Here is a 20,501-nt window from a genome sequence, read left to right on the forward strand (position 1 = left end):
ATTACCTTGCAAAACGACAATTAATTTACATGTTTTTGACACAAAGCATTATTTGTTTCATCAATAGTGCACTATAAAAATACAAACATAAGGAGCCTCCCGTGGAACGAGAATCGATGGAGTTTGACGTAGTCATCGTCGGTGCCGGCCCAGCTGGATTATCAACTGCTTGTAAGCTGATGCAGCTTGCGAATGAAAAAGACCAAGAACTTATGGTTTGTGTGGTCGAAAAGGGCTCCGAGGTAGGTGCACATATTCTCTCAGGCGCAGTGTTTGAGCCACGTTCGCTAAACGAACTATTCCCTGATTGGAAAGAAAAAGGAGCACCACTTAACACGCCGGTGACCGAAGACCACATCTACTTGCTTAATGATGAAACGTTAGCGAAGAAGTTGCCTAACGGCATTACGCCCAAAACTATGCACAACGATGGCAACTATATAGTGTCTATGGGTAATGTTAGCCGTTGGCTAGCAGAACAGGCTGAGCAGCTAGGCGTTGAGGTATTCCCCGGCTTTGCAGCTTCTGAGGTTATTTATAATGAAGATGGTAGTGTTGGCGGCGTGCTTACCGGCGACATGGGTGTGGGTGAAGACGGAGAGCCAAAAGACGGTTACATGCCGGGCATGGAACTACGTGCTAAATACACCGTGTTTGCAGAAGGCTGTCGTGGTCACTTAGGTAAAGAGCTCATTTCTCACTTCAATCTAGATGAAGACAGCTCACCGCAACATTACGCTATTGGCTTTAAAGAGATTTGGGATATAGACCCAGCGAAGCACCAGCCGGGTTTAGTAGTCCACAGTGCAGGCTGGCCACTTGATGACGCCACAGGCGGTAGCTATTTATATCACGCTGAAGATAATCAGGTGTTTGTTGGCTTAATTGTCGACCTTAACTACGACAACCCTTATTTGAGCCCGTTTGACGAATTCCAACGCTTGAAACACCACCCTGTATTTAAACAATACCTTGAAGGCGGTAAACGTGTATCTTATGGCGCGCGTGCAATTGCCAAAGGTGGGTTTAACTCTTTACCTAAGATGACTTTCCCAGGTGGCTTACTGGTAGGCTGTGAAGCGGGCACCCTAAATTTTGCCAAAATTAAAGGTAACCACACAGCCATGAAGTCGGGCATGCTTGCAGCCGAGAGCATTTTCGAGGCTTTATCTGAAAACGCAGAAGCACCAGTAAAAGAACTAACGAGCTATACAGATAAATTTAAATCGTCTTGGCTGTATGACGAGCTATTCCGTTCTCGTAACTTCGGCCCTGCTATTCATAAGCTAGGTAATTTCTGGGGTGGTGCATTTAACACGGTAGAACAAAACTTCTTTAACGGTAATTTGTTCTTCACTATGAAAGACGAACACAAAGATTACGCGCAGCTTAAAGAAGCGAAAGATGCTACTGAGATTTCATATCCGAAGCCTGATGGCGTGCTCAGCTTTGATAAACTATCGTCCGTATTTTTGTCGAATACGAATCACGAAGAAGACCAGCCGTGTCATTTAAAATTAAAAGACCCGTCTATTCCTTTACAGGTTAATTTACCAAAATTCGCAGAACCCGCACAACGCTATTGCCCTGCTGGCGTTTATGAAGTTATTGAAAAAGAAGGTGAAAAACGTTTCCAAATTAATGCGCAAAACTGTGTTCACTGTAAAACTTGTGACATTAAAGATCCTAGTCAGAATATTAAGTGGCTTGTACCAGAGGGTGCTGGAGGCCCTAATTACCCGAATATGTAATTTAATGCGTTATTTGGTTATTTAACTGATATTTTTTAAAAGCGAGCTTAGCTCGCTTTTTTTTTGTGCTACTTTTAATTATTATCTTATAGAAATTTAGTACAACGTATTAAGGTTAATTAATGAGCGAATTTTTAGATATTTTAACCCATGGAAGACGTTTACAAGGTGCTGTTAAGGAATTAAGCATAGAAGAACTTGAACAAGTTCAGGAAAAACTTAGCGGTATAATAGAGAAAAGAAAAGAAAAATTACTAGAACAAGAAAAACTAAAAAAAGAAAAGTTAGAAAAACTTGCTGCTATTAAACAGCAAATGGAAGAAGCTGGTCTAAACGTAGAAGATTTACAAGCTTTGGATACCGGTACAAATAAAAACGTAGGTAAGAAGCGTCCTGTCAAATACAAACTTGTGGATGACAGTGGTGAAGAGCACTTATGGACTGGCATTGGGCGTATGCCACGTGTTTACAAAGACGCACTAGATAGCGGCAAATCACTTAACGATTACGCTATTAATTAATATCACTATTTAACCTGCTAATAAGGTCTGTTTTTACAGGCCTTATTTTGTTTTTAAGACTAAAGCAATGTCTAGCAGACAATTATTCATGGGTAAATAAGTCGTGAAGTTAAATTATAAACTTTCAAAGCGAGATTCATCATCACCATGGTTAATTTTAATCCATGGGCTTTTCGGCAATGCGGATAATTTAGCCGTGATTAAACGGCATTTTGAATCAGCTTTTAATATTATAAGTGTAGACCTACCGGATCACGGTGAGTCTCCGTGGACTGATAGTTTTTCTATGACAGCTGCCGCAGATGCAATTTACGACATTATGCAATCTTTAAATATTGAAAAAAGCGCTGTATTGGGTCATTCCCTTGGTGGAAAGGTTGCAATGAAGCTGGCCTTAAATCACAACGAAAATATCACACATTTAATTGTAGCTGATATTGCCCCAGTAAGTTATGACCACAGCCACCAAGCTGTCTTTGATGGGTTGAATTCTGTTTCTTTAGATACCATTGAAAGTAGAAAGGACGCTGAAAAACAAATGGCTGCCCACGTTAAGGAAATGGGCGTCAGACAGTTTCTGTTAAAAAGCCTGTATCAAGATGAAAGCGGAGCATGGAAGTGGCGCTTCAACGTGAGCGGACTAATCAAAAGTTACTCGCACATTATTGATTGGGAACAAACAAATCAAACGTTCGATGGCGTAACCTTATTTATTAAGGGCAGCGAGTCCGACTACATTACACCGGCCTATCGCGATGCGATAGCTCACTACTTTCCAAATGCGAAAGCGCATATTATTGAAGGTACGGGGCACTGGTTACACGCAGAAAAACCAGCGATATTTAACGGTATTGTAGAAAGAACGCTCAACAAATCGTCATAAAGTAGAACATTTCTCATCCAACAGGATGAGAATGACTATTATTACATATTTTTGAACGTTTTAGGCTCTTACAGGCGTATATACTGTGATATAGTTGCGCCAGATTTTTTAAGTAACAACACTATGCTTGCAGAAAATTACGAACTCATTGAGTCCATTATGCTGTATGGCGGCTTATCTATTCTTTTTGGATTGATGGGTTTTGCCGTACACGATGTATTACGTAAGAACGATGTTCCTCTTATTGGAAGAGTAGTCACCTATGGCGTGCTGGGTTTAGGCGCGTTAGGATTTCTTGCGAAAGGCATTATTGAATGGTTTTGGCTAAGCACAGGCGTTTAATTAGTAACGATTAATAGAGGTTAGATATGGCAAGCGTTGGCCTATTTTTCGGAAGTGACACGGGTAACACCGAACATGTTGCGAAAATGATCCAGAAGGAATTGGGTAAACAGCTAATTGATGTAAAAGATATTGCCAAGAGCAGTAAAGAAGACATCGCTGAGTTTGATTTGCTTATCTTCGGTATCCCTACGTGGTACTACGGCGAAGCACAGTGTGACTGGGATGACTTCTTTCCTGAATTAGAGCAGATAGACTTTAACGACAAGCTTGTTGCTATTTTTGGTTGTGGCGACCAGGAAGACTATGCGGAATACTTCCTTGACGCAATGGGCATGGTACGCGACATTGTAGAAGCTAAAGGCGCTATTTTAGTAGGTCAATGGTCTACGGAAGGCTATGACTTTGAAGCATCTAAGGGTATGGCAGACGACAACCACTTTGTGGGTCTTGGCATCGACGAAGACCGTCAACCAGAGCTAACAGACTCTCGCGTTAAAGCATGGTGCAAGCAAATTCACGACGAGCTTTGCTTGGCGGAATTGGCGTAGACATAGCTGAATCAGCCATAAATTGGCTATTTAGAAGCTATAAAGTAGCTATCAATTGAAAAAACCGCTCTAATTGAGCGGTTTTTTGTTATATAGAAACACTCCTTGAATTATTAGCTTAGCTGATTGAACTAACTAAAGCTGAAACCGCTCTACCGCCTTTCTTAAGCTCTCTGTTTGCGCGTCTAGCATCATTGTCGATTCGTTCGACTGTCGGGTGCTTTGTGCACTTGAATCTGCCAGCGCTACAATGCGGTTTAAACTTGTGGCCACATCACCGAGCAACACATCTTGCTGCTCTGTATCTTCAACAATATGTTCGTTAATGTCGCTCAGACGCTCAATAATTTCTCTAATGCTTTCTACTTGTTGAGAAACCTGTTGGGTTATTTCTACCCCTGCTTGCGCTTGCTCTCGACCTGCATTAATAGCTTTTACAGCCTGCGCTGCATCTTTTTGTAAGTTGCCAATCATTTGCTCGATTTCTTCCGTGGAATCGTGCGTTCGATTTGCTAATGTTCGCACTTCATCTGCAACAACTGCAAAGCCCCTACCCTGTTCGCCTGCCCGCGCAGCCTCAATAGCAGCGTTTAGGGCTAATAAATTAGTTTGCTCTGCTATGGTTTTGATAACGTCCAAAATACTGCCAATACTCCTAGAGTTATCATCTAGGCGCCCAATAACCTGTGCTGAAGACTCAGCTTGCTCGGCTTGATTGCTAACTTGATCACTACTTTTTTGAACCAGCAACCCAATGTCAGTACTCTGTCTTGTGATAGTACGTAATGCATCCATCGCTTCATTGATTTGCGCAAGATTACTGCGACTTTTGTCTTGAACATTTTTAGTATTGGTGGAGGTAATAGTAACTTGCTCTCGCTGTTTATCCACTTCAGATAAGCTCTTATTGCCAAGCTCAACACTTTCTTTAGTAATTTCAATTAAGCGCTTTTCCTGTTCAAGAATATTACCTACCAGTTCTCGCAGGCTATCGGTTAAGCTGTTTACCTTTGCTGAAAGAGCAGAAAACTCATCGTTGCCTTCTTCTGGTAATTTGGTACTTAAATCACCATGGCTTAACTGGTTTAGCCCTTTGTTTATATGCTTAAGTGGCTTTGAAATGCTGCGTGTTACTATTACCGCTAAAAAAATGGCAGCCGTAAGTCCTAAGATTGCAACGACAGTGTTGCGAACTAAATTTTCTTGTACCGATTCGAGTATAGCGTTTTGCCCTTCGAGGGATTGCGCTTGAACGGTATCAAACAGAGTATTTATATCAGTAAGCGCGGTTTCTAATGCTTGCTTTGCTTGTTTTTGTGCTTGCGCCGCTTTGTCTACTTCAGCAAGTTTTTGTTGTTGCAACGCAATTAGCCCGTTTGAACCGTTTACGGCGTCTATTAATAAATCATATTGTTCATTAAACGCCTCTATTGTGCCACCATCATCCACACTCGTAGCCAAACGGTTCACATAATCCTTATCTACCTGTAAATTGCTTAGCTGGTATTCAAGGTCTTCAATGATATTTGCACTTTGGGTTTCATCGTTAGATTCAGCTAACTCAATAAAAGAGTCGTTCATGGTAAGCAGCTTATTATCAATGGCGGTGCCAGCGCCAATAAGCGTATCTAGACTAGGGTCATTACTTTCCAAATAAGAAAGGTCGAGCATCAATGCGCTTGCTTCGTCTGCCGCCATAAGTACTTTTTCAAGCTGCGTAGCAAGCGCGTTTTCAATATTCATTCTTTCATCAATTGCAATGTACATTTCATTACTGTCGCTCACATAGCTCGAACTTACTTCAACAGCATTTTTAGCTATCGAGTTTTCTGGCATGAGAGATTTCAGTCGCGACAAATCGTTAGAAAAGGTTGATGACAGCGAATCAAATGTTTGCTTATTTTTTTCTAATTCGTCTCTACTTTCTACGTGATAACCATTGGCCGTTATTACTGATAAAGACAATATTTCAGTTTTTACTTTTACCATACTGGTCTGTACTGGCATTTTTTGCTCTACAACGTCTTGTGCAGAGTCTTTAATACTAGTTAAACCGAAATAGGAGAGAATACTTGTAAGCAATAGCAAGCAGCCAAATAAGCCGAAGCCTAAAGTGATTTTATTTATAATTGTTAATCGCATGGACACTTCCACTTAAATACGTGCAAAAAACTACCAAATGAACGCAACTTTTTAAGTTTAGTTTAACAGGATGTTAATTCAATACATCAAAAGTTTTATTTATTTTACTTATTTGTTAGATAAATCGAGCACTTACATTCTGGTCAGGCCACATGTTGCAAGGCCCACACTTAAGTACAATATTTTTTGCAATTAGCGCCTTGGGCAAATTTTCGGCGAGAAGACAAAGATTCCACGGTTTTGCTTTTAAATTGTTTCAACTTACCTATAATAACCACCAAATACTTATTCACTCGTTCTTAGTAGGCTGTAATGGATCAAAATAAAGAATTGAAAAAAGCAGGGCTAAAAGTCACTCTGCCTCGCCTTAAAATTTTACAAATTCTGCAAGAGCCAGAAAACCAACATATCAGCGCTGAAGATGTCTATAAGATCCTAATTGAACAGGGTGAAGAGATAGGTCTTGCGACCGTTTACCGCGTATTAAACCAATTTGATGATGCAGGTATTCTTAACCGCCACCACTTTGAAGGTGGAAAGTCAGTATTTGAAATCAGTCATAAAGATCACCACGACCACCTTGTATGCCTTAAGTGTGGTAAAGTGATCGAATTTGAAGACGAGATTATCGAAGAACGTCAAGAGATGATTGCTAAGCAGCATAAGATGAAGCTTACTCACCACAGCCTTTACCTATATGGCGAATGTACAGACGGTAACTGCGACAACGCTCCTGAATAAGTTGCAATATTAATTAGTAAGAAGCCCGCTTGAGCGGGCTTTTTCAATTTATTAGGCTTTGAATTTGTATGCATGGTAGGCGTTGATTGCCTTTTCCCATACATCGCCCACTTCTCCGGAACCTATCTGCTTGCCCTCTACTTCGACTACCGGGGCAACTTCTTTGCTTGACGACGTTAACCAAACCTCATCAGCCTCTAGCAATTCGCCTTTACTAAACCAGGTTTCCGTCACCACCAGCCCTGCTTGTTTGAATGCCTCAATGGCAATGGCACGAGTAATACCGGGAAGCAGTTCATGGTTTAATGGAGGCGTAAAAATACATCCATTTTTCACCATAAAGACGTTACATGAGCTTGCCTCAGTTATCATACCTTCGCTGTTGTACAAAATAGTTTCATTAACACCTGCGTCAACACCTGCTTGGTAGTGCATTACATTGCCTAACAAGGAAGTAGATTTAATATGGCAGCGTTGCCATCTTTTATCTTGCTGAAGCGCAACTTTAAAAGGCTTAGCATCAGCCTTGGCAGTTGGCTGAGGTGGCGCTATTTCAAAGGCGAACCCAAATACGGTTGGTGCTATATTCTTTGGGTATGCATGAAGTCGTTTTGTATCTGCACCTCGACTTACGTGGAAATAAACACCTATGTTTCCACTTTCAATAAACGCTTTGTTTTTCTCAACCAAACTGGACAAAATGGTTTGCCATTCTTCTACCGTATACGGGTTAGCGATTTCTATCGCTTTAAGGCCTTGCGACATGCGAGACGTGTGCCCTTTAAACCCTACCGCTTTACCTGAATAAGTAGGTATGACTTCATAGATACCGTCGCCAAAAAGAAAGCCTCTGTCCATAGGAGAAATCTTGGCCTCAGAAAGAGGCATATACTCACCATTTAAAAACGCAATTGTCACAATATTTCTCCTTGTAATCGACGACGTCTACTTGTCATTAGTAGCCAATCCGCCCTTGCTTCTTCTTCGTTTTGAAATACGAAATTCACTTTTTCACCTGGCACCGCTTGGGCCAAGCGACTTATATCACAGGGGCTTACACAGCCAAGCTTAGGGTAGCCCCCCAGAGTCTGCCTATCACGCATCATTACAATTGGCTGCCCGTCACCTGGCACTTGAATTGCGCCTAAATGAATTGCCTCAGAGCGCATATTTTCTATATCGGCGGTAACTGATTCGCCGGTAAGCCTAAATCCCATTCGGTCTATAGATGATGAAACTGTGTAGCTACTGGTTTCAAAAGTACGTAACGCAACCTTGCTAAAGCTTGAAAATTGATAACCAGGGATCACACGAATAGACTCTATAAAGCCATAATCATCAATGTGCTGGTGTGGAAGCCTGCGCATTTTAGCCTTGTCTTGGTTTCTGGTGTTAGCTAAAACCTCGATTAAATCGCCGTCTTTTAAGGCGCTGCCTTGACCGTTTAACCCACCTAGCTGCTCACGCACTACTGTACAAGCACTCCCTACGGCTTTTGGTACTTGCCAGTTTCCGCCTATGGCTAAGTAAGCTTTGCTCCCAAGTAACCCACTTGAAAATGTGATAACAGACCCTGCGGTTGCCTTGTGGCTATGATAAGGCTCTCTAGAACTGCCATCTATATCAAGGGTGGGCTCCCTTCCAGTAACGGCAACTATGCAATCTTCATCAACCTGCAATCGCATTTCACCAATGGCTTCAATGCATGGCGTGCCATCTAAATTGAAGGCAAGAAAATTGGCCCAGTCATAGGCATTGCCGTCCATAGGACCAGATTCACAAAAACCATCCCGTTGTCGCCCTACCCGTCCGTTATCAATGATAAGGCTAAACAGTCCTTTACTGAGTACTTCAATTCTCATCGTTCAACCTGCAATCCTGCTCTATATTCCTGTTCAGTAACTGAAACAAACCTAACCTCATCACCTGCTTTTAAACGGGCTTCACTTTGCTCTTTTTTATGAATGAGCATGTCGAATGCCGTAAGCCCCAATAGATTCCATCCACCAGGCGATTCACTGGGGTAGACAGCGGTTTGCCTGTCAGCGATTGCGACCGCGCCTTTGGGAACGCGTTTACGCGGTGTACCAAGCCGCGCACAGCTGAGCGTTTCTGGAATATCCCCCATATAGGCGAAGCCTGGGGAGAATCCCACTGCGTATACTTTGTAAGTTGTGCTAGTGTGCAATTCGATAACTTCTTCAATTGACAGCGACGTTTTCTTACTCACTACACTCAAATCACTGGCATTTGGTGCGCCATACCACACAGGGATTTCAATCACTGCACTACTTTCGTTTCTGTTAAATTGTATAGATTCTGTTTGTTGATTTATGCCTTCAGCGTCTAAATTACTTAAGGCACGGTATACACCGTGGCTGTCAATTAGTGCCATATCAAAAACGATTAACAAACTGTCGTAAGAAGGCACGCATTCGCGTAACCAGCACCATGAATTTCTACTCTTATTACTATCAATAGCTGCCAACATGTTGTGGCAGGCATTATTCGCGTCATCCAAATTTGGGCCGTCAAAATACAAGATGATGGCGTCTGCACTAGCTATAACTATTCGTTTAATACGACCGAAAGCTTGCATCTACTGTCCTTGTTGTCTCACTGGCCATTACGAGTTGTGTTGCGCTTTAGGTATTCGACGCTTGGTACAACAAAGGTTAATAGCCTTGTGTATTGTTCTTTTAAATTGTGTTTTTTATATGGCAGGTTTATAGAAATGTTCTGATTTTACTCGCAATACTTACCGCCCCTTTTGTATCACCATGAACACACAAAGAGTCAGCTTCTACCGCAAGTGTTGCGCCAGACGCTGTCGTTACCGTTCCCGATGAAATAAGCTGTTTAGCTTGAAGCAGAGCGTCACTTTCGTTTAACACGGCACCTTCTATAGTGCGAGATTGCAGTAAGCCTTCATCGGTATACCGTCTGTCAGAAAACGCTTCGAAATACAAAGGTAGCCCCCAATTTTGTGCCGCTTCTTTAAGCGCCGTATTTTGCGAGGTAGCCTGCACCATTAACGCGAGGGGCGTATTTGAAGATTGTTCGTTTATTTCAGCTATGCTTTGCATTACTGTTCTCATGATAGCAGTATCTTTCATCATGTCGTTGTACAATGCACCGTGGGGCTTTACATAGCTGACTTTAGTTCCACAAATCTTTGCCATACCGCTTAAGGCACTGACCTGATATTGAATCATAGACTTAAGTTCGTCAGCGGCAATCGCCATGCTTCTGCGGCCAAAGCCTTGTAGATCTGGATAGGCCGGATGAGCACCAATGGCTACATCATGCTTTTTAGCTAACAAAATAGCCTGCTTCATGACTAATGGATCACCCGCATGAAAACCACATGCAATGTTGGCCTGATCAATTTCTGCCATAATGGCCGATTCCACCGGCATAGACCATGCGCCAAAACTCTCACCTAAATCGCAATTTAACTTCATAATGGTTTAGCTCTTACCTTCATTCCAGTATCATGTTACCTGTTCTTTTTAAAAAGTCAGTGCTGATGATAAATATTGGAAAAATTAATACATTACGCGTCGTAGCCCAATACCCTTTTGGCTACGCTTTAGCGCCACTTGTCGAAAACAACGACGAAAACGACAGCGTAATAGAAATAGATGATGCTGAAGAGCTGCAAACTGTGACCCTTGCGATTGACGAAGTAGAAACTTCGCTTACCGAAGGCCAGCAGGTAGACGTATTTGTAGCCACAGATCAGCGCGGCGACCTTTATGCCACCATGAAGAAACCTTTGATTCAAGTTGGTGAAACCAAGGTACTTAAAGCGGTGTCTGCCACCAATTTTGGTGCATTTTTCGATTGGGGCTTAGACAACGATCTTTTAGTGCCTAACGATTATCAAGCTCAACCTGTTAATCCAGGTATGTACTATGTTGTTCACACCTTTTTTGATGATAAAACCCAGCGTATTTTAGGTGCTACCAAGCTTCACTATTTTCTAAAGGAAAGTAGTGCCTATCTCAACGAGGGCGACACAGTGCAATGCTTGGTTTATGCCAAAACTGATTTAGGTTTTAAGGTGGTTATCAATGAAAAAAGCTTAGGACTAATTTTCCACAGCGATGCCTTTAAGCCGCTTAAAGTTGGGCAAGCCACTGAAGGAATAATTAAAACGATTCGCGAAGATGGTAAGGTTGATGTTGCCCTTCAGCGCATAGATAAAGGTGGCCGTGATGCACTTCAACAAGCCATTTTGGATGATTTGGAAGCCCACGGTGGCATTTCTACGTTAACAGATAAAAGTGCGCCAGAAGCCATCTACTCTCATTTTAACGTAAGTAAAGCGGCGTATAAAAAAGCGCTAGGCGCGTTATATAAGCAAAAGAAAATATCGCTTAGCCCAGATGCAGTCCGCCTTAACAAATAAACGCACATGTCACAGTTGCATTGAAGCGCTGAACTAGCCTGCATTGCAGCTACCTTTTTTATTCTTATGACATTAGGACAAACAATGAAAGCACGTGTTTCTTGGGATCAAGATTTAACTTTTACAGGAACTACAGACAGCGGTTACAAAACAGTGATGGACGGCAGCGGTAAGGCCGTATCACCAATGGAGTCAGTGCTGTTGGCAGTTGGTGCACGTTCAAGTATTGACGTTGTAGATATTCTTAAAAAAGGGCGCTTTAACATTGATGCCTGTAATTGTGAGTTGGAAGCTGAGCGTGCTGAAGAGCCACCTCGTGTATTTACTAAAATTCACGCACATTACACGGTGTCAGGTGAAGGCATTAGCGAAAAGGCCCTTGCCCGTTCTGTGCAGTTGTCGGCAGAAAAATACTGCTCCGTCATGTTGATGTTAACGGGTAATGTTGAGATCACCACAAGCTATACTTTGGTTTAATAGACTATTGTAGAACTCACCGCTTATTAGCAATTTTCGCTAAGCATTAGCGTAAAAAGCCAATCAATTAGGTTGGCTTTTTTGTTTAAACGGCATCCCTCACTTGTAACATTTTGAAAATATTATGATTTAACATATGTTAACGTCTTTGGCACATTAGCTGCTGTATACGGTCACTATTATATAACGATAATTACGTTAGGGTTATTGACCATGGAATCTACAACACACAGCAACGCCTTTCTTTCATCAGTACAATCTTCAATTCCGTTTTCATCAACATCGCTCAAACTACTCGTTGGAAGCGGGATCATCGCCCTTACTCTTTCAATTACCGCGTGCTCAGATGCCGATGCCGTTAACGACCAAGCTAATTCTTCCGAGACTGAAGAAACTGTTTTTGCCATCCCTGTTGAAACCCAAACCATTGTTACCGGCGACATTACATCTACTTACGATACAACCGCTATTTTAGAAGCACGTGAAGAAGCTTTTGTGGTTGCGAGAGCGTCTGGAATTATCGAAGAAATCTTCGTAGAAGAAGGTGATTATGTTGAAAAAGGCCAGGTACTGGCACAGCTTGATAAACGCCGCTACGAGCTGAACTTATCAAAAGCTTTGGCTGATTTAGCTGGCATTGAAAGCGAACTAGAAAAGGTCAACAAAGTCTATTCTAAAAAGCTTATCAGCGATGACACTTACGACAAGCTCACTTCGCAATTTGAATCAGCAAAAGCATCTGTACGCTTGGCTGAACTTGATTTGAAAGAAGCAACGATCACAGCCCCAATTGATGGATACATTGCAGAGCGAAACGCAAAAGTAGGTAACTTAACCGAATCATTCCAACGGGAGAGAATGTTCCATATCGTTCAGCAACGTAATCTTCAAGGCATTGTGTATCTGCCTGAAAATGAGCTACCTAACGTAGTGATTGGACAAGGTGCAATGCTTACCGTGGCAGCTTTAGGCGACAGAACGATTACAGCCAACGTAGAGCGTATTAGCCCGGTTATCGACGCGACCACCGGCACGTTCAAAGTAACGTTAAAAGTACCTAACGAAGACAACAAACTAAAAGCCGGCATGTTTACCGATGTATCGCTTGAATATGCTACCCACGCAAACGCTACATTATTACCCCGCAGAGCACTGGTTACCATCGATAACAACCACAGCGTGTTCGTTGTCGATAATGGCAAAGTTAAAAAAGTTGATATTTCTACTGGCTTTGAAAACAACGAAGTAATCGAAGTTACCAATGGTTTAAGCGGCAATGAAGAAGTGGTTACCGCAGGCCACCAAAATTTGAAAGACAGCGCCCCTGTTGAAGTAGTAAACAGCTAATTCGGCCCAACAAGGAATTCACACAATGCGTATTGTAGATATTGCTGTAAAGCGCCCTGTTGCCGTTAGTATGTTCACTTTTGCGGTATTGCTCTTTGGTATGGTGTCGTTAGGCAGACTGTCGGTTAACCTACTGCCTGACTTATCTTACCCTACTCTCACTATTCGCACCGACTACGACGGTGCAGCGCCAGGCGAAGTCGAACAACTGGTTTCAAAACCCATTGAAGAAGCCATTGGCGTAGTAAAAGGCGTACGTAAAGTCACGTCCACATCGCGTGCAGGACAGTCTGACGTAGTGCTTTCTTTTTCGTGGGGTACCGATATGGATTTCGCGAGCTTGGAAGTACGCGAGAAACTAGATGTATTACAACTTCCCCTTGATATAGAAAAGCCAAGGCTCCTTCGTTTTAACCCAAGTTTAGACCCAGTTATTAAACTGGGGCTGACGGCACAAAGCGATACGTCAAGTTTAAGCGTAGCGCAAATGAAGCGATTACGTTTATATGCCGAACAGCAAGTAAAACGAGCGCTAGAGTCAGTAGAGGGTGTGGCAGCCGTGCGCGTTGGCGGTGGTTTAGAAAATGAGATACACATTCTTATCGACCAGCAGAAAGCCAGTCAGCTGTCTATTCCTATTACCCGTATTATTGACCGGGTCAGTGCTGAAAACATTAACGCGGCCGGCGGTCGAATTGATAACGCAGCTCAGGCGTTTTTGGTCAGAACCCTGAATCAGTTTGAAACACTGAGCGATATCGAAAACCTTTTCATTGGGCGTTTTGAAGGCAGAAACATTCAACTTAAAGACGTGGCAACGGTTGAGAGTGCTTATAAAGATCGTGATGTGGTAACGCGCTTTAACGGCAATGAAGGCATTGAAATTGCCATTTATAAAGAAGGCGATGCTAATGCCGTTAACGTTGCGCAAAAAGTGGCTAGCCGGTTAAATGAGGTCAACAACAACTTGCCTTCAAACTACACGCTTAGCGAAATTTATGACCAAAGCGTGTTCATTAAGCAAGCTATAGATAACGTAAAATCAGCGGCAGTGATAAGCGGTATTTTAGCCATGTTAGTGCTGTATCTTTTTCTTAAAGACTTCTGGGCTACCGTTATTATCTCGGTTTCTATTCCGGTATCAGTAATTGCTACCTTTAATCTAATGTATGCCAACGATATAAGCTTAAACATGATGAGCTTAGGTGGTATCGCGCTGGCTGTTGGATTATTAGTAGATAACAGCATTGTTGTGCTTGAAAATATCGATCGCCATAAAAAATTAAAAGTGGCTGGGAGTGATAACGCTACAGCTAATGAAAAAACGACGGCAGAAGCCACAGACACTGAGGCATCTGCCGCCAGTGAAGGCACAAAAGAAGTCTCTGGCGCAATTGTGGCTTCGACACTGACCACTATGGCCGTGTTTGTACCGCTAATATTTGTAGAAGGTATTGCAGGTCAGCTGTTTAAAGATCAAGCGTTAACCGTGTCGTTCGCTTTGGCAGCATCGCTTGTTGTTGCGCTCACACTTATCCCTGCGATGGCACATAAGAAGAAAAAGCAACAGCTAGACCACGAAGATGTGTTTACTACACCAGCGCCTACCCCTCCTACGTCGACGTTTGGCAAAGTTATGTATTACGTTACCCTGCCAGTTCGTTGGGTATTCAGACTTATCTTTGTATTTTTACCTGCAGCTTTGGTCACCTTGGTGATTGGCGCTTGGCATATCGTCAGCAAATTACTGAGCGTTGCCTTTAAACCACTTATCTCGGTATTTAACAAAGGGTTTGACCTTCTCGCTTCTGCTTATGAAAAACTGCTGCGCGTAAGTCTTAAAGCCAAAGCGCTGGTGTTAGCTACTGCCTTTATTCTTGCTGCTGGCGCGATAATGCTTGTACCAAAACTAGGTATGGAACTTATTCCTACCCTGTCACAAGGAGAATTCTCGGTAGAAGTGACCCTTGCTGCAGGTTCGCCACTCGCGCGTACCGACGCTATTATCAGCGAGCTTGCTGCGGTTGCAGTAAATAACATTGATGGCGGCGAAACCAAGGTGCTTCGCACCTATGCCATGTCTGGTACGGGTAGCCTTATAAGCGCTGCGCCAAATCAGGGTGGCGATCATTGGGGCCGCTTAAACATTGTCATGCAGCCTTCGGCGACAGCTGGCGATATGGACGCGGTAAAGCGTGCCCTTCGTGATTACCTAGCCTTTAAACCTCAGGTTCAGGCAACGTTTTCAGAGCCAGAGCTATTTAGCTTTGCATCGCCTATTCAAATTGAAATTGCGGGTTACGACCTAAGTCAGTTACAGCAGTATGGCGACGCCATTGCGACTAAGCTAGCCAGTTTTAGTAATTTTGCAGACGTAACGACCAGCATTCGTGACGGAAACCCAGAGCTTAAAATAGCCTTCCATCACGCCAAACTTGCCCGACTTGAGCTTGATGCATCAACCGTTTCTCAGCTTATTGCAGCCAAAGTAGGTGGCCGTGTCGCTACACAGTACAGTGTTGAAGACAGAAAGGTAGATGTACTAGTAAGAACCCAAGAAAATCAACGTGATGATATTGCAAGCATACGCGCCATTGTTGTAAATCCAGGCTCGGCGCAACCAATTCCTTTAAGTGCCGTTGCAGACGTTTACATGAGCGTGGGCCCAAGCGAAATTACCCGTGTAGGGCAGCAACGTGTAGCGCTGGTATCGGCAAATTTAGCCAAAGGTAAGCTTGATGAAGCAGTAGCCGTCGCCAATAAAGTTATTGATGAAACCCAACTTCCTCTATCTTTAAGTGCAACAGTAACTGGACAAAGTGAAGACATGCAAAGCAGCTTCCGTTCGTTACAGTTTGCCTTGGCACTTGCTGTGTTCATGGTGTATTTGGTTATGGCGTCTCAGTTTGAGTCGTTACTGCACCCACTGCTTATTTTGTTCGCAGTACCGCTTGCAGGTGCGGGCTCAGTATACGGCTTGTGGCTTACCAATACGCCTCTTAACGTAGTGGTATTTATTGGTTTAATTATGCTGTGCGGTATTGTAGTGAATAACGCTATTGTATTAGTTGACCGTATAAATCAGCTACGACGCCAAGGCGTAGATAAAGATACGGCTATTCTAGATGCAGCTAAAACCCGCCTACGCCCTATTGTGATGACCACACTTACTACGGTACTAGGTTTATTGCCTATGGCGTTTGGTTTTGGTGAAGGTGCTGAAATTCGCACGCCAATGGCCATCACCGTTATATACGGCCTTCTGTTTGCAAGCTTGCTCACCCTCATATTACTGCCAGTGCTTTACAGCCTGTTCGACGTTAAGAAAAACGTTGCGCAGAAAACGTCTGTTAATACTAATGCGAGCTTTGGTGACGAAGGAGCAATGTCGAAAGGAGGTGTACTATGAGTACACCTTCTCACAACGCTAATAACAGTTCTGAAACCCACACTGACAAGCGCCAAACACGTGACCCGAATCAACGCGAGACAGACATAGCTTCACAGCCGCACCTTTCAAAAATTGCAGGTATAGGCGCCTCGCTTGCACGCTTTGCGTTAAATAAGCCCGTTACCATCGGAATGCTGTTTTTGTCTATGTTGCTGTTCGGCATTGTATCTGGCCGCTTATTACCTTTAGAGAAATTCCCTGGGATTGATATTCCAGAAATGGTAGTGCAGATCCCCTACCCTGATGCAACTCCTGTTGAGATTGAAACGATGATAACCCGTCCGGTTGAAGAAGCTGTTGCTACCATTTCGGGGATAAAGCGATTAAGGGCACGTTCGTACGATAATATGGCTGAGGTCATTGTAGAGTTCGAATGGGATGAAAACCTCAAAGCCAAAAGTATTGAAGCACGGGAGAAGATTGACGCTATTCGCCACGAACTCCCTGACGATATAGAGCGGATCATGGTGTACAAGTTTAACACCAACGATATGCCTATATTTCAGCTTCGCGTATCGAGCGACCGCGACTTATCAAATGCCTACGACTTGCTAGAACGCAACCTTAAGCGTCCGCTAGAACGTGTTCCGGGTGTATCGAAAGTTGAGCTATACGGCACCATGAAGCGTCAAATAACTATTCGCTTAGATCCTAAGAAAATGGCGGCCTACCAAATAGACGGTACACGCTTAGAGCAGCAGCTTCAAAACGCCAATTTCTCGCTAACCGCGGGCTATATGTACAATAACGGTGAAAAAATTCTGGTTAACCCAACTGGCGAATTTACCGATGTAAACGACTTTAAAAATATGTGGGTTACCCGCAGCGTTCGCTTGTCTGATATAGCCAGCGTGACTTACGAGCTTCCTCAACGCAACGAAGGACGTCATTTAGATCGCACCTTCGCGGTAGGCTTTAACGTATTTCGCGAATCGGGCAGCAATCTTGTAGAAGTGTCCGACGCGGTAATGAAGGTTATCGAAAAAGCCAAGGAAGACCCTGAGTTTACAGGCATTAGTTTATTTGTAATGGACGACACCGCGAAAAGCGTGACTTCGTCGCTGAGCGATTTGCTAAACGCAGGTCTTTTAGGTGCGTTACTTTCAGTTATTGTGCTGTACTTATTTTTGCGCCAGCTTACCACCACCTTAATCGTCGTGCTTTCAGTGCCATTCTCAATTTGTATTACCTTAGGTGTGATGTATCTATTAGGTTATACACTCAACATCTTATCGTTAATGGGCCTCATGCTAGCGGTAGGTATGCTGGTAGACAACGCCGTGGTGATCACTGAAAGCGTATTTCAAGAACGCCAACAAGAGGGAGACATTAAGCGAGCCACCCAGATTGGTGTAAACAAAGTCAGTCTTGCGGTCATTGCCGGAACAGCAACCACGGCAATAGTGTTTTTACCTAATATTATTGGGGTAAAAATAGACGTGACTATTTTCTTAGAGCACGTTGCTGTGGCTATCTGTATATCTCTGTTCGCGTCGCTTTTCATTGCTAAAACACTTATTCCCTTGCTGACAACTAAGGTAAAGATCCCTGTTGTAAAAACGCCTCAAACACCGTCCTACATAAAAGGCTATGGTCGTGCGCTTAACTGGATGTTGAAACACCAGGGTGTAACTTGTGTTATTGCTCTGCTTATTCTCGCGTCGACCTTTGTGCCTATGCAGGTGGTAACGTCTGACGATGAGGGTAACGACAACCAAGAGCGCATTTGGCTTAATTACCATGTGACACAAAACTTCACCTTGGATGAAGTGGAAAAAACCGTAAATAAAATGGAAGCATATCTTTATGAAAACCAAGAACGTTTTCATATTAAACAGGTGTATACCTATTTTACTGCCGGTCATGCAGTAAGTGGTATCACGCTTAACGACGAGCTGCCCGTAAGTGTGGGTAAAGTTAAGGAGGATATTCGCGAAAACATGCCTTCATTCGTGCGTGCTCGCCCCTCTTTCCAGTGGGATAGCGGCAACGGTGGTGGCGTGAGAGTAACGCTGTTGGGCGAGTCTTCAGAAACCTTGCTCACTATTTCAGAGCAAATCATTCCTATTCTTTCCACCATAGATGGGTTGGAAGATGTAAAAGCCGACACGGGATCTACCCGCGATGAGGTTCAAATACGCATAGACAGAGAGAAAGCAAACCGCTTCGGCATACAAGTAAACGATGTGGCTAAACTTATCTCTACGGCACTACGCGGAAGTAATTTACGTACATTCCGCTATGGTGACGCCGGAGAAGTGGCGGTGCAGCTTAAGTTTGGCAGCGATATTCAAGCCTCGCTAAGCGAACTTAAGAACATCAATATTGGGTTTACGCAGGGTCAATCGGTAACGCTGAACATGATTGCAGATTTCTCTGTGGTGCCACAGCTTTCGCAAATTAACCGCAACTATCGTCAAACCGCGCTAGCTATTGGTGCAAACTTAGAGGGTGAAACCACCACCGAACAAGCTCGTGAGCGCATAGAAAAAGCATTAGCTAATATCGAATTGCCGACAGGCTATAAGTGGACGCTAGACGGCAGCTTCTCTCGCCAGGATGAAGCCAATGCCGTCATGCAAATGAATATGCTATTAGCGCTTTGCATGATATACGTTGTGATGGCCGCGCTGTTTGAATCGCTAATTCTTCCAACATCTGTAATTACGTCACTACTGTTTTCCTTCTCAGGTGTTTTTTGGGCATTCATGGTTACAGGCACCTCTATGTCTATCATGGGGATGATTGGCATGCTGATTCTGATGGGTATTGTGGTTAACAATGGCATTGTATTAGTAGACAGAATCAATCAGCTAATCAACGAAGGTTTATCGCTGTATGAGGCAGTGATTGAGGGATGTATAACACGTATCAGGCCTATTCTGATGACAGTAGCCACCACGGTATTAGGGCTTATTCCACTAGCTATGGGAAGTACTCGAATTGGCGGCGACGGCCCTCCCTACTCGCCAATGGCGATAGCGATCATTGGTGGGCTCGTGTTCTCAACACTAACCAGCTTGTTCTTAGTACCACTTGCTTACGTGTTGCTGCTAAAACTTAGGTTTAAAACCCAACGTCTGTTCAAAACCAGTAAAGCGCGTGTAGCCACGTATATAAAAATCGTTAATTAAGACGCATATTAAAACGAGCAAAAAGACAAAAAGCGGGTCTAGTTTTCAACATTTACGTCAACGTGATTGACGAAAAGTGTAAGCTAGCCCGCTTTTTCTGGATTTATCGTTACAACAACCAAAGCCTTAGCTACGCGACGTTAAGTATTCGTGTACCGCATCTGCGTGACGCTCTTCAGAAAACTTGATAAGGCTGCTTCCATTACATGTTAGGCCTTCTTCAGACGTTACCATACGCAATACTTCACGTTGGCTAGCGCCAATACGACCCACGTTACGTGAAAGGCTAGAACGAAGAACTCTTACATCATCGTTGATTATTGCTTTACAAAAACCTGCAAACTGGGTTTCACCAACGAAGCGAATGTCTTTTGACTCTGCTGCTGCATTTGCATTGATGCTAAAAGCGACAGTCGCAGTAGCTGCAAAAACTTTAAGTAAGTTAGATAGTTTCATTTTAAAATCCTCAATGTGTGGTTAAGGGTGCTGTGTAAGTTTGTGGCAAACTCTTAAATTAAGTTGAGCAGAGTTAAATGAATCAACAATTTGCTCAACGCCCTTTATTTATGCATCAAGAATGAAAATTTTTCTGTTGAATGATTGTGTAACCTGGGTAAATGCATAGTAAATCAAGTTGTTACGCTGTTGTTACGATACTAAGTCATTGAATTAATTAGAATAATATAAATTGCATATTACTAATATATCTAGCGATAGCACTTGTAGGAAGAAAGAAGTATAAAACTT

General features: G+C 43.2%; 17 protein-coding genes. 11 read left to right on the forward strand and 6 right to left on the reverse strand.

The window, feature by feature from the left end:
- The first annotated feature begins 101 nt into the window (after positions 1–101).
- The 5 genes from PCAR9_RS11040 to fldA all read left to right on the forward strand — a co-directional run bounded on the left by PCAR9_RS11040 (position 102) and on the right by fldA (position 4,048).
- Positions 102–1,751 (forward strand): electron transfer flavoprotein-ubiquinone oxidoreductase, encoded by a 1,650-nt coding sequence (locus PCAR9_RS11040; protein ID WP_179983639.1) that lies wholly within the window; start codon positions 102–104, stop codon positions 1,749–1,751.
- Positions 1,752–1,873: 122 nt separating this feature from the next.
- Positions 1,874–2,272: an H-NS histone family protein gene (locus tag PCAR9_RS11045; protein ID WP_179983640.1), complete on the forward strand. Its 399-nt coding sequence runs from the start codon at positions 1,874–1,876 to the stop codon at positions 2,270–2,272.
- A 103-nt stretch (positions 2,273–2,375) separates the two neighbouring features.
- A complete protein-coding gene (locus PCAR9_RS11050; protein WP_179983641.1) occupies positions 2,376–3,155 on the forward strand; it encodes an alpha/beta fold hydrolase in 780 nt (259 codons plus the stop codon).
- Between the two features lie 123 nt (positions 3,156–3,278).
- Positions 3,279–3,497: a DUF2788 domain-containing protein gene (locus PCAR9_RS11055; protein ID WP_012519093.1), complete on the forward strand. Its 219-nt coding sequence runs from the start codon at positions 3,279–3,281 to the stop codon at positions 3,495–3,497.
- A gap of 26 nt (positions 3,498–3,523) precedes the next feature.
- A complete protein-coding gene (fldA, locus tag PCAR9_RS11060; protein WP_014949739.1) occupies positions 3,524–4,048 on the forward strand; it encodes a flavodoxin FldA in 525 nt (174 codons plus the stop codon).
- A 135-nt stretch (positions 4,049–4,183) separates the two neighbouring features.
- Here the strand turns inward: fldA and PCAR9_RS11065 are convergent, their stop codons facing one another.
- The gene (locus PCAR9_RS11065; protein ID WP_179983642.1) at positions 4,184–6,190 is read right to left on the reverse strand and encodes a methyl-accepting chemotaxis protein; all 2,007 of its coding nucleotides are present in this window, start codon (positions 6,188–6,190) and stop codon (positions 4,184–4,186) included.
- A 312-nt stretch (positions 6,191–6,502) separates the two neighbouring features.
- On the opposite strand from PCAR9_RS11065, the gene fur reads away from it, so the two are divergent.
- On the forward strand, positions 6,503–6,931 hold the full coding sequence (gene fur, locus PCAR9_RS11070) for a ferric iron uptake transcriptional regulator (protein WP_179983643.1): 429 nt from the start codon (positions 6,503–6,505) through the stop codon (positions 6,929–6,931).
- 51 nt (positions 6,932–6,982) lie between these two features.
- On the opposite strand, the gene PCAR9_RS11075 is transcribed toward fur, so the two are convergent.
- The 4 genes from PCAR9_RS11075 to PCAR9_RS11090 all read right to left on the reverse strand — a co-directional run bounded on the left by PCAR9_RS11075 (position 6,983) and on the right by PCAR9_RS11090 (position 10,395).
- The gene (locus PCAR9_RS11075; protein WP_179983644.1) at positions 6,983–7,849 is read right to left on the reverse strand and encodes a D-amino acid aminotransferase; all 867 of its coding nucleotides are present in this window, start codon (positions 7,847–7,849) and stop codon (positions 6,983–6,985) included.
- On the reverse strand, positions 7,846–8,793 hold the full coding sequence (locus PCAR9_RS11080; protein WP_179983645.1) for a 5-oxoprolinase subunit C family protein: 948 nt from the start codon (positions 8,791–8,793) through the stop codon (positions 7,846–7,848). The genes PCAR9_RS11075 and PCAR9_RS11080 overlap by 4 nt, the downstream gene beginning before the upstream one ends.
- The gene (locus PCAR9_RS11085) at positions 8,790–9,530 is read right to left on the reverse strand and encodes a 5-oxoprolinase subunit B family protein (RefSeq protein ID WP_179983646.1); all 741 of its coding nucleotides are present in this window, start codon (positions 9,528–9,530) and stop codon (positions 8,790–8,792) included. Before PCAR9_RS11085 ends, PCAR9_RS11080 begins: the two co-directional genes overlap by 4 nt.
- A 127-nt stretch (positions 9,531–9,657) precedes the next feature.
- A complete protein-coding gene (locus tag PCAR9_RS11090; protein ID WP_179983647.1) occupies positions 9,658–10,395 on the reverse strand; it encodes a 5-oxoprolinase subunit PxpA in 738 nt (245 codons plus the stop codon).
- A gap of 65 nt (positions 10,396–10,460) precedes the next feature.
- Here PCAR9_RS11090 and PCAR9_RS11095 point away from each other — a divergent pair, with 65 nt between their 5' ends.
- The 5 genes from PCAR9_RS11095 (at position 10,461) to PCAR9_RS11115 (ending at position 19,754) form a co-directional block, all read left to right on the forward strand.
- Complete coding sequence (locus tag PCAR9_RS11095) at positions 10,461–11,345, forward strand: CvfB family protein (protein WP_179983648.1); 885 nt, start codon at positions 10,461–10,463, stop codon at positions 11,343–11,345.
- Between the two features lie 84 nt (positions 11,346–11,429).
- A complete protein-coding gene (locus PCAR9_RS11100; protein WP_179983649.1) occupies positions 11,430–11,822 on the forward strand; it encodes an OsmC family protein in 393 nt (130 codons plus the stop codon).
- Between the two features lie 213 nt (positions 11,823–12,035).
- Positions 12,036–13,169: an efflux RND transporter periplasmic adaptor subunit gene (locus PCAR9_RS11105; protein WP_179983650.1), complete on the forward strand. Its 1,134-nt coding sequence runs from the start codon at positions 12,036–12,038 to the stop codon at positions 13,167–13,169.
- Positions 13,170–13,194: 25 nt separating this feature from the next.
- Entirely contained in the window at positions 13,195–16,578 is a 3,384-nt protein-coding gene (locus PCAR9_RS11110; protein WP_179983651.1) for an efflux RND transporter permease subunit, read from the forward strand.
- Positions 16,575–19,754 (forward strand): efflux RND transporter permease subunit, encoded by a 3,180-nt coding sequence (locus PCAR9_RS11115; protein ID WP_179983652.1) that lies wholly within the window; start codon positions 16,575–16,577, stop codon positions 19,752–19,754. Before PCAR9_RS11110 ends, PCAR9_RS11115 begins: the two co-directional genes overlap by 4 nt.
- 126 nt (positions 19,755–19,880) lie before the next feature.
- Here the strand turns inward: PCAR9_RS11115 and PCAR9_RS11120 are convergent, their stop codons facing one another.
- The gene (locus tag PCAR9_RS11120; RefSeq protein ID WP_014979515.1) at positions 19,881–20,210 is read right to left on the reverse strand and encodes a DUF3718 domain-containing protein; all 330 of its coding nucleotides are present in this window, start codon (positions 20,208–20,210) and stop codon (positions 19,881–19,883) included.
- Positions 20,211–20,501 lie beyond the last annotated feature (291 nt).

The organism is Alteromonas macleodii (assembly GCF_903772925.1).
GTDB lineage: Bacteria > Pseudomonadota > Gammaproteobacteria > Enterobacterales > Alteromonadaceae > Alteromonas > Alteromonas macleodii_A.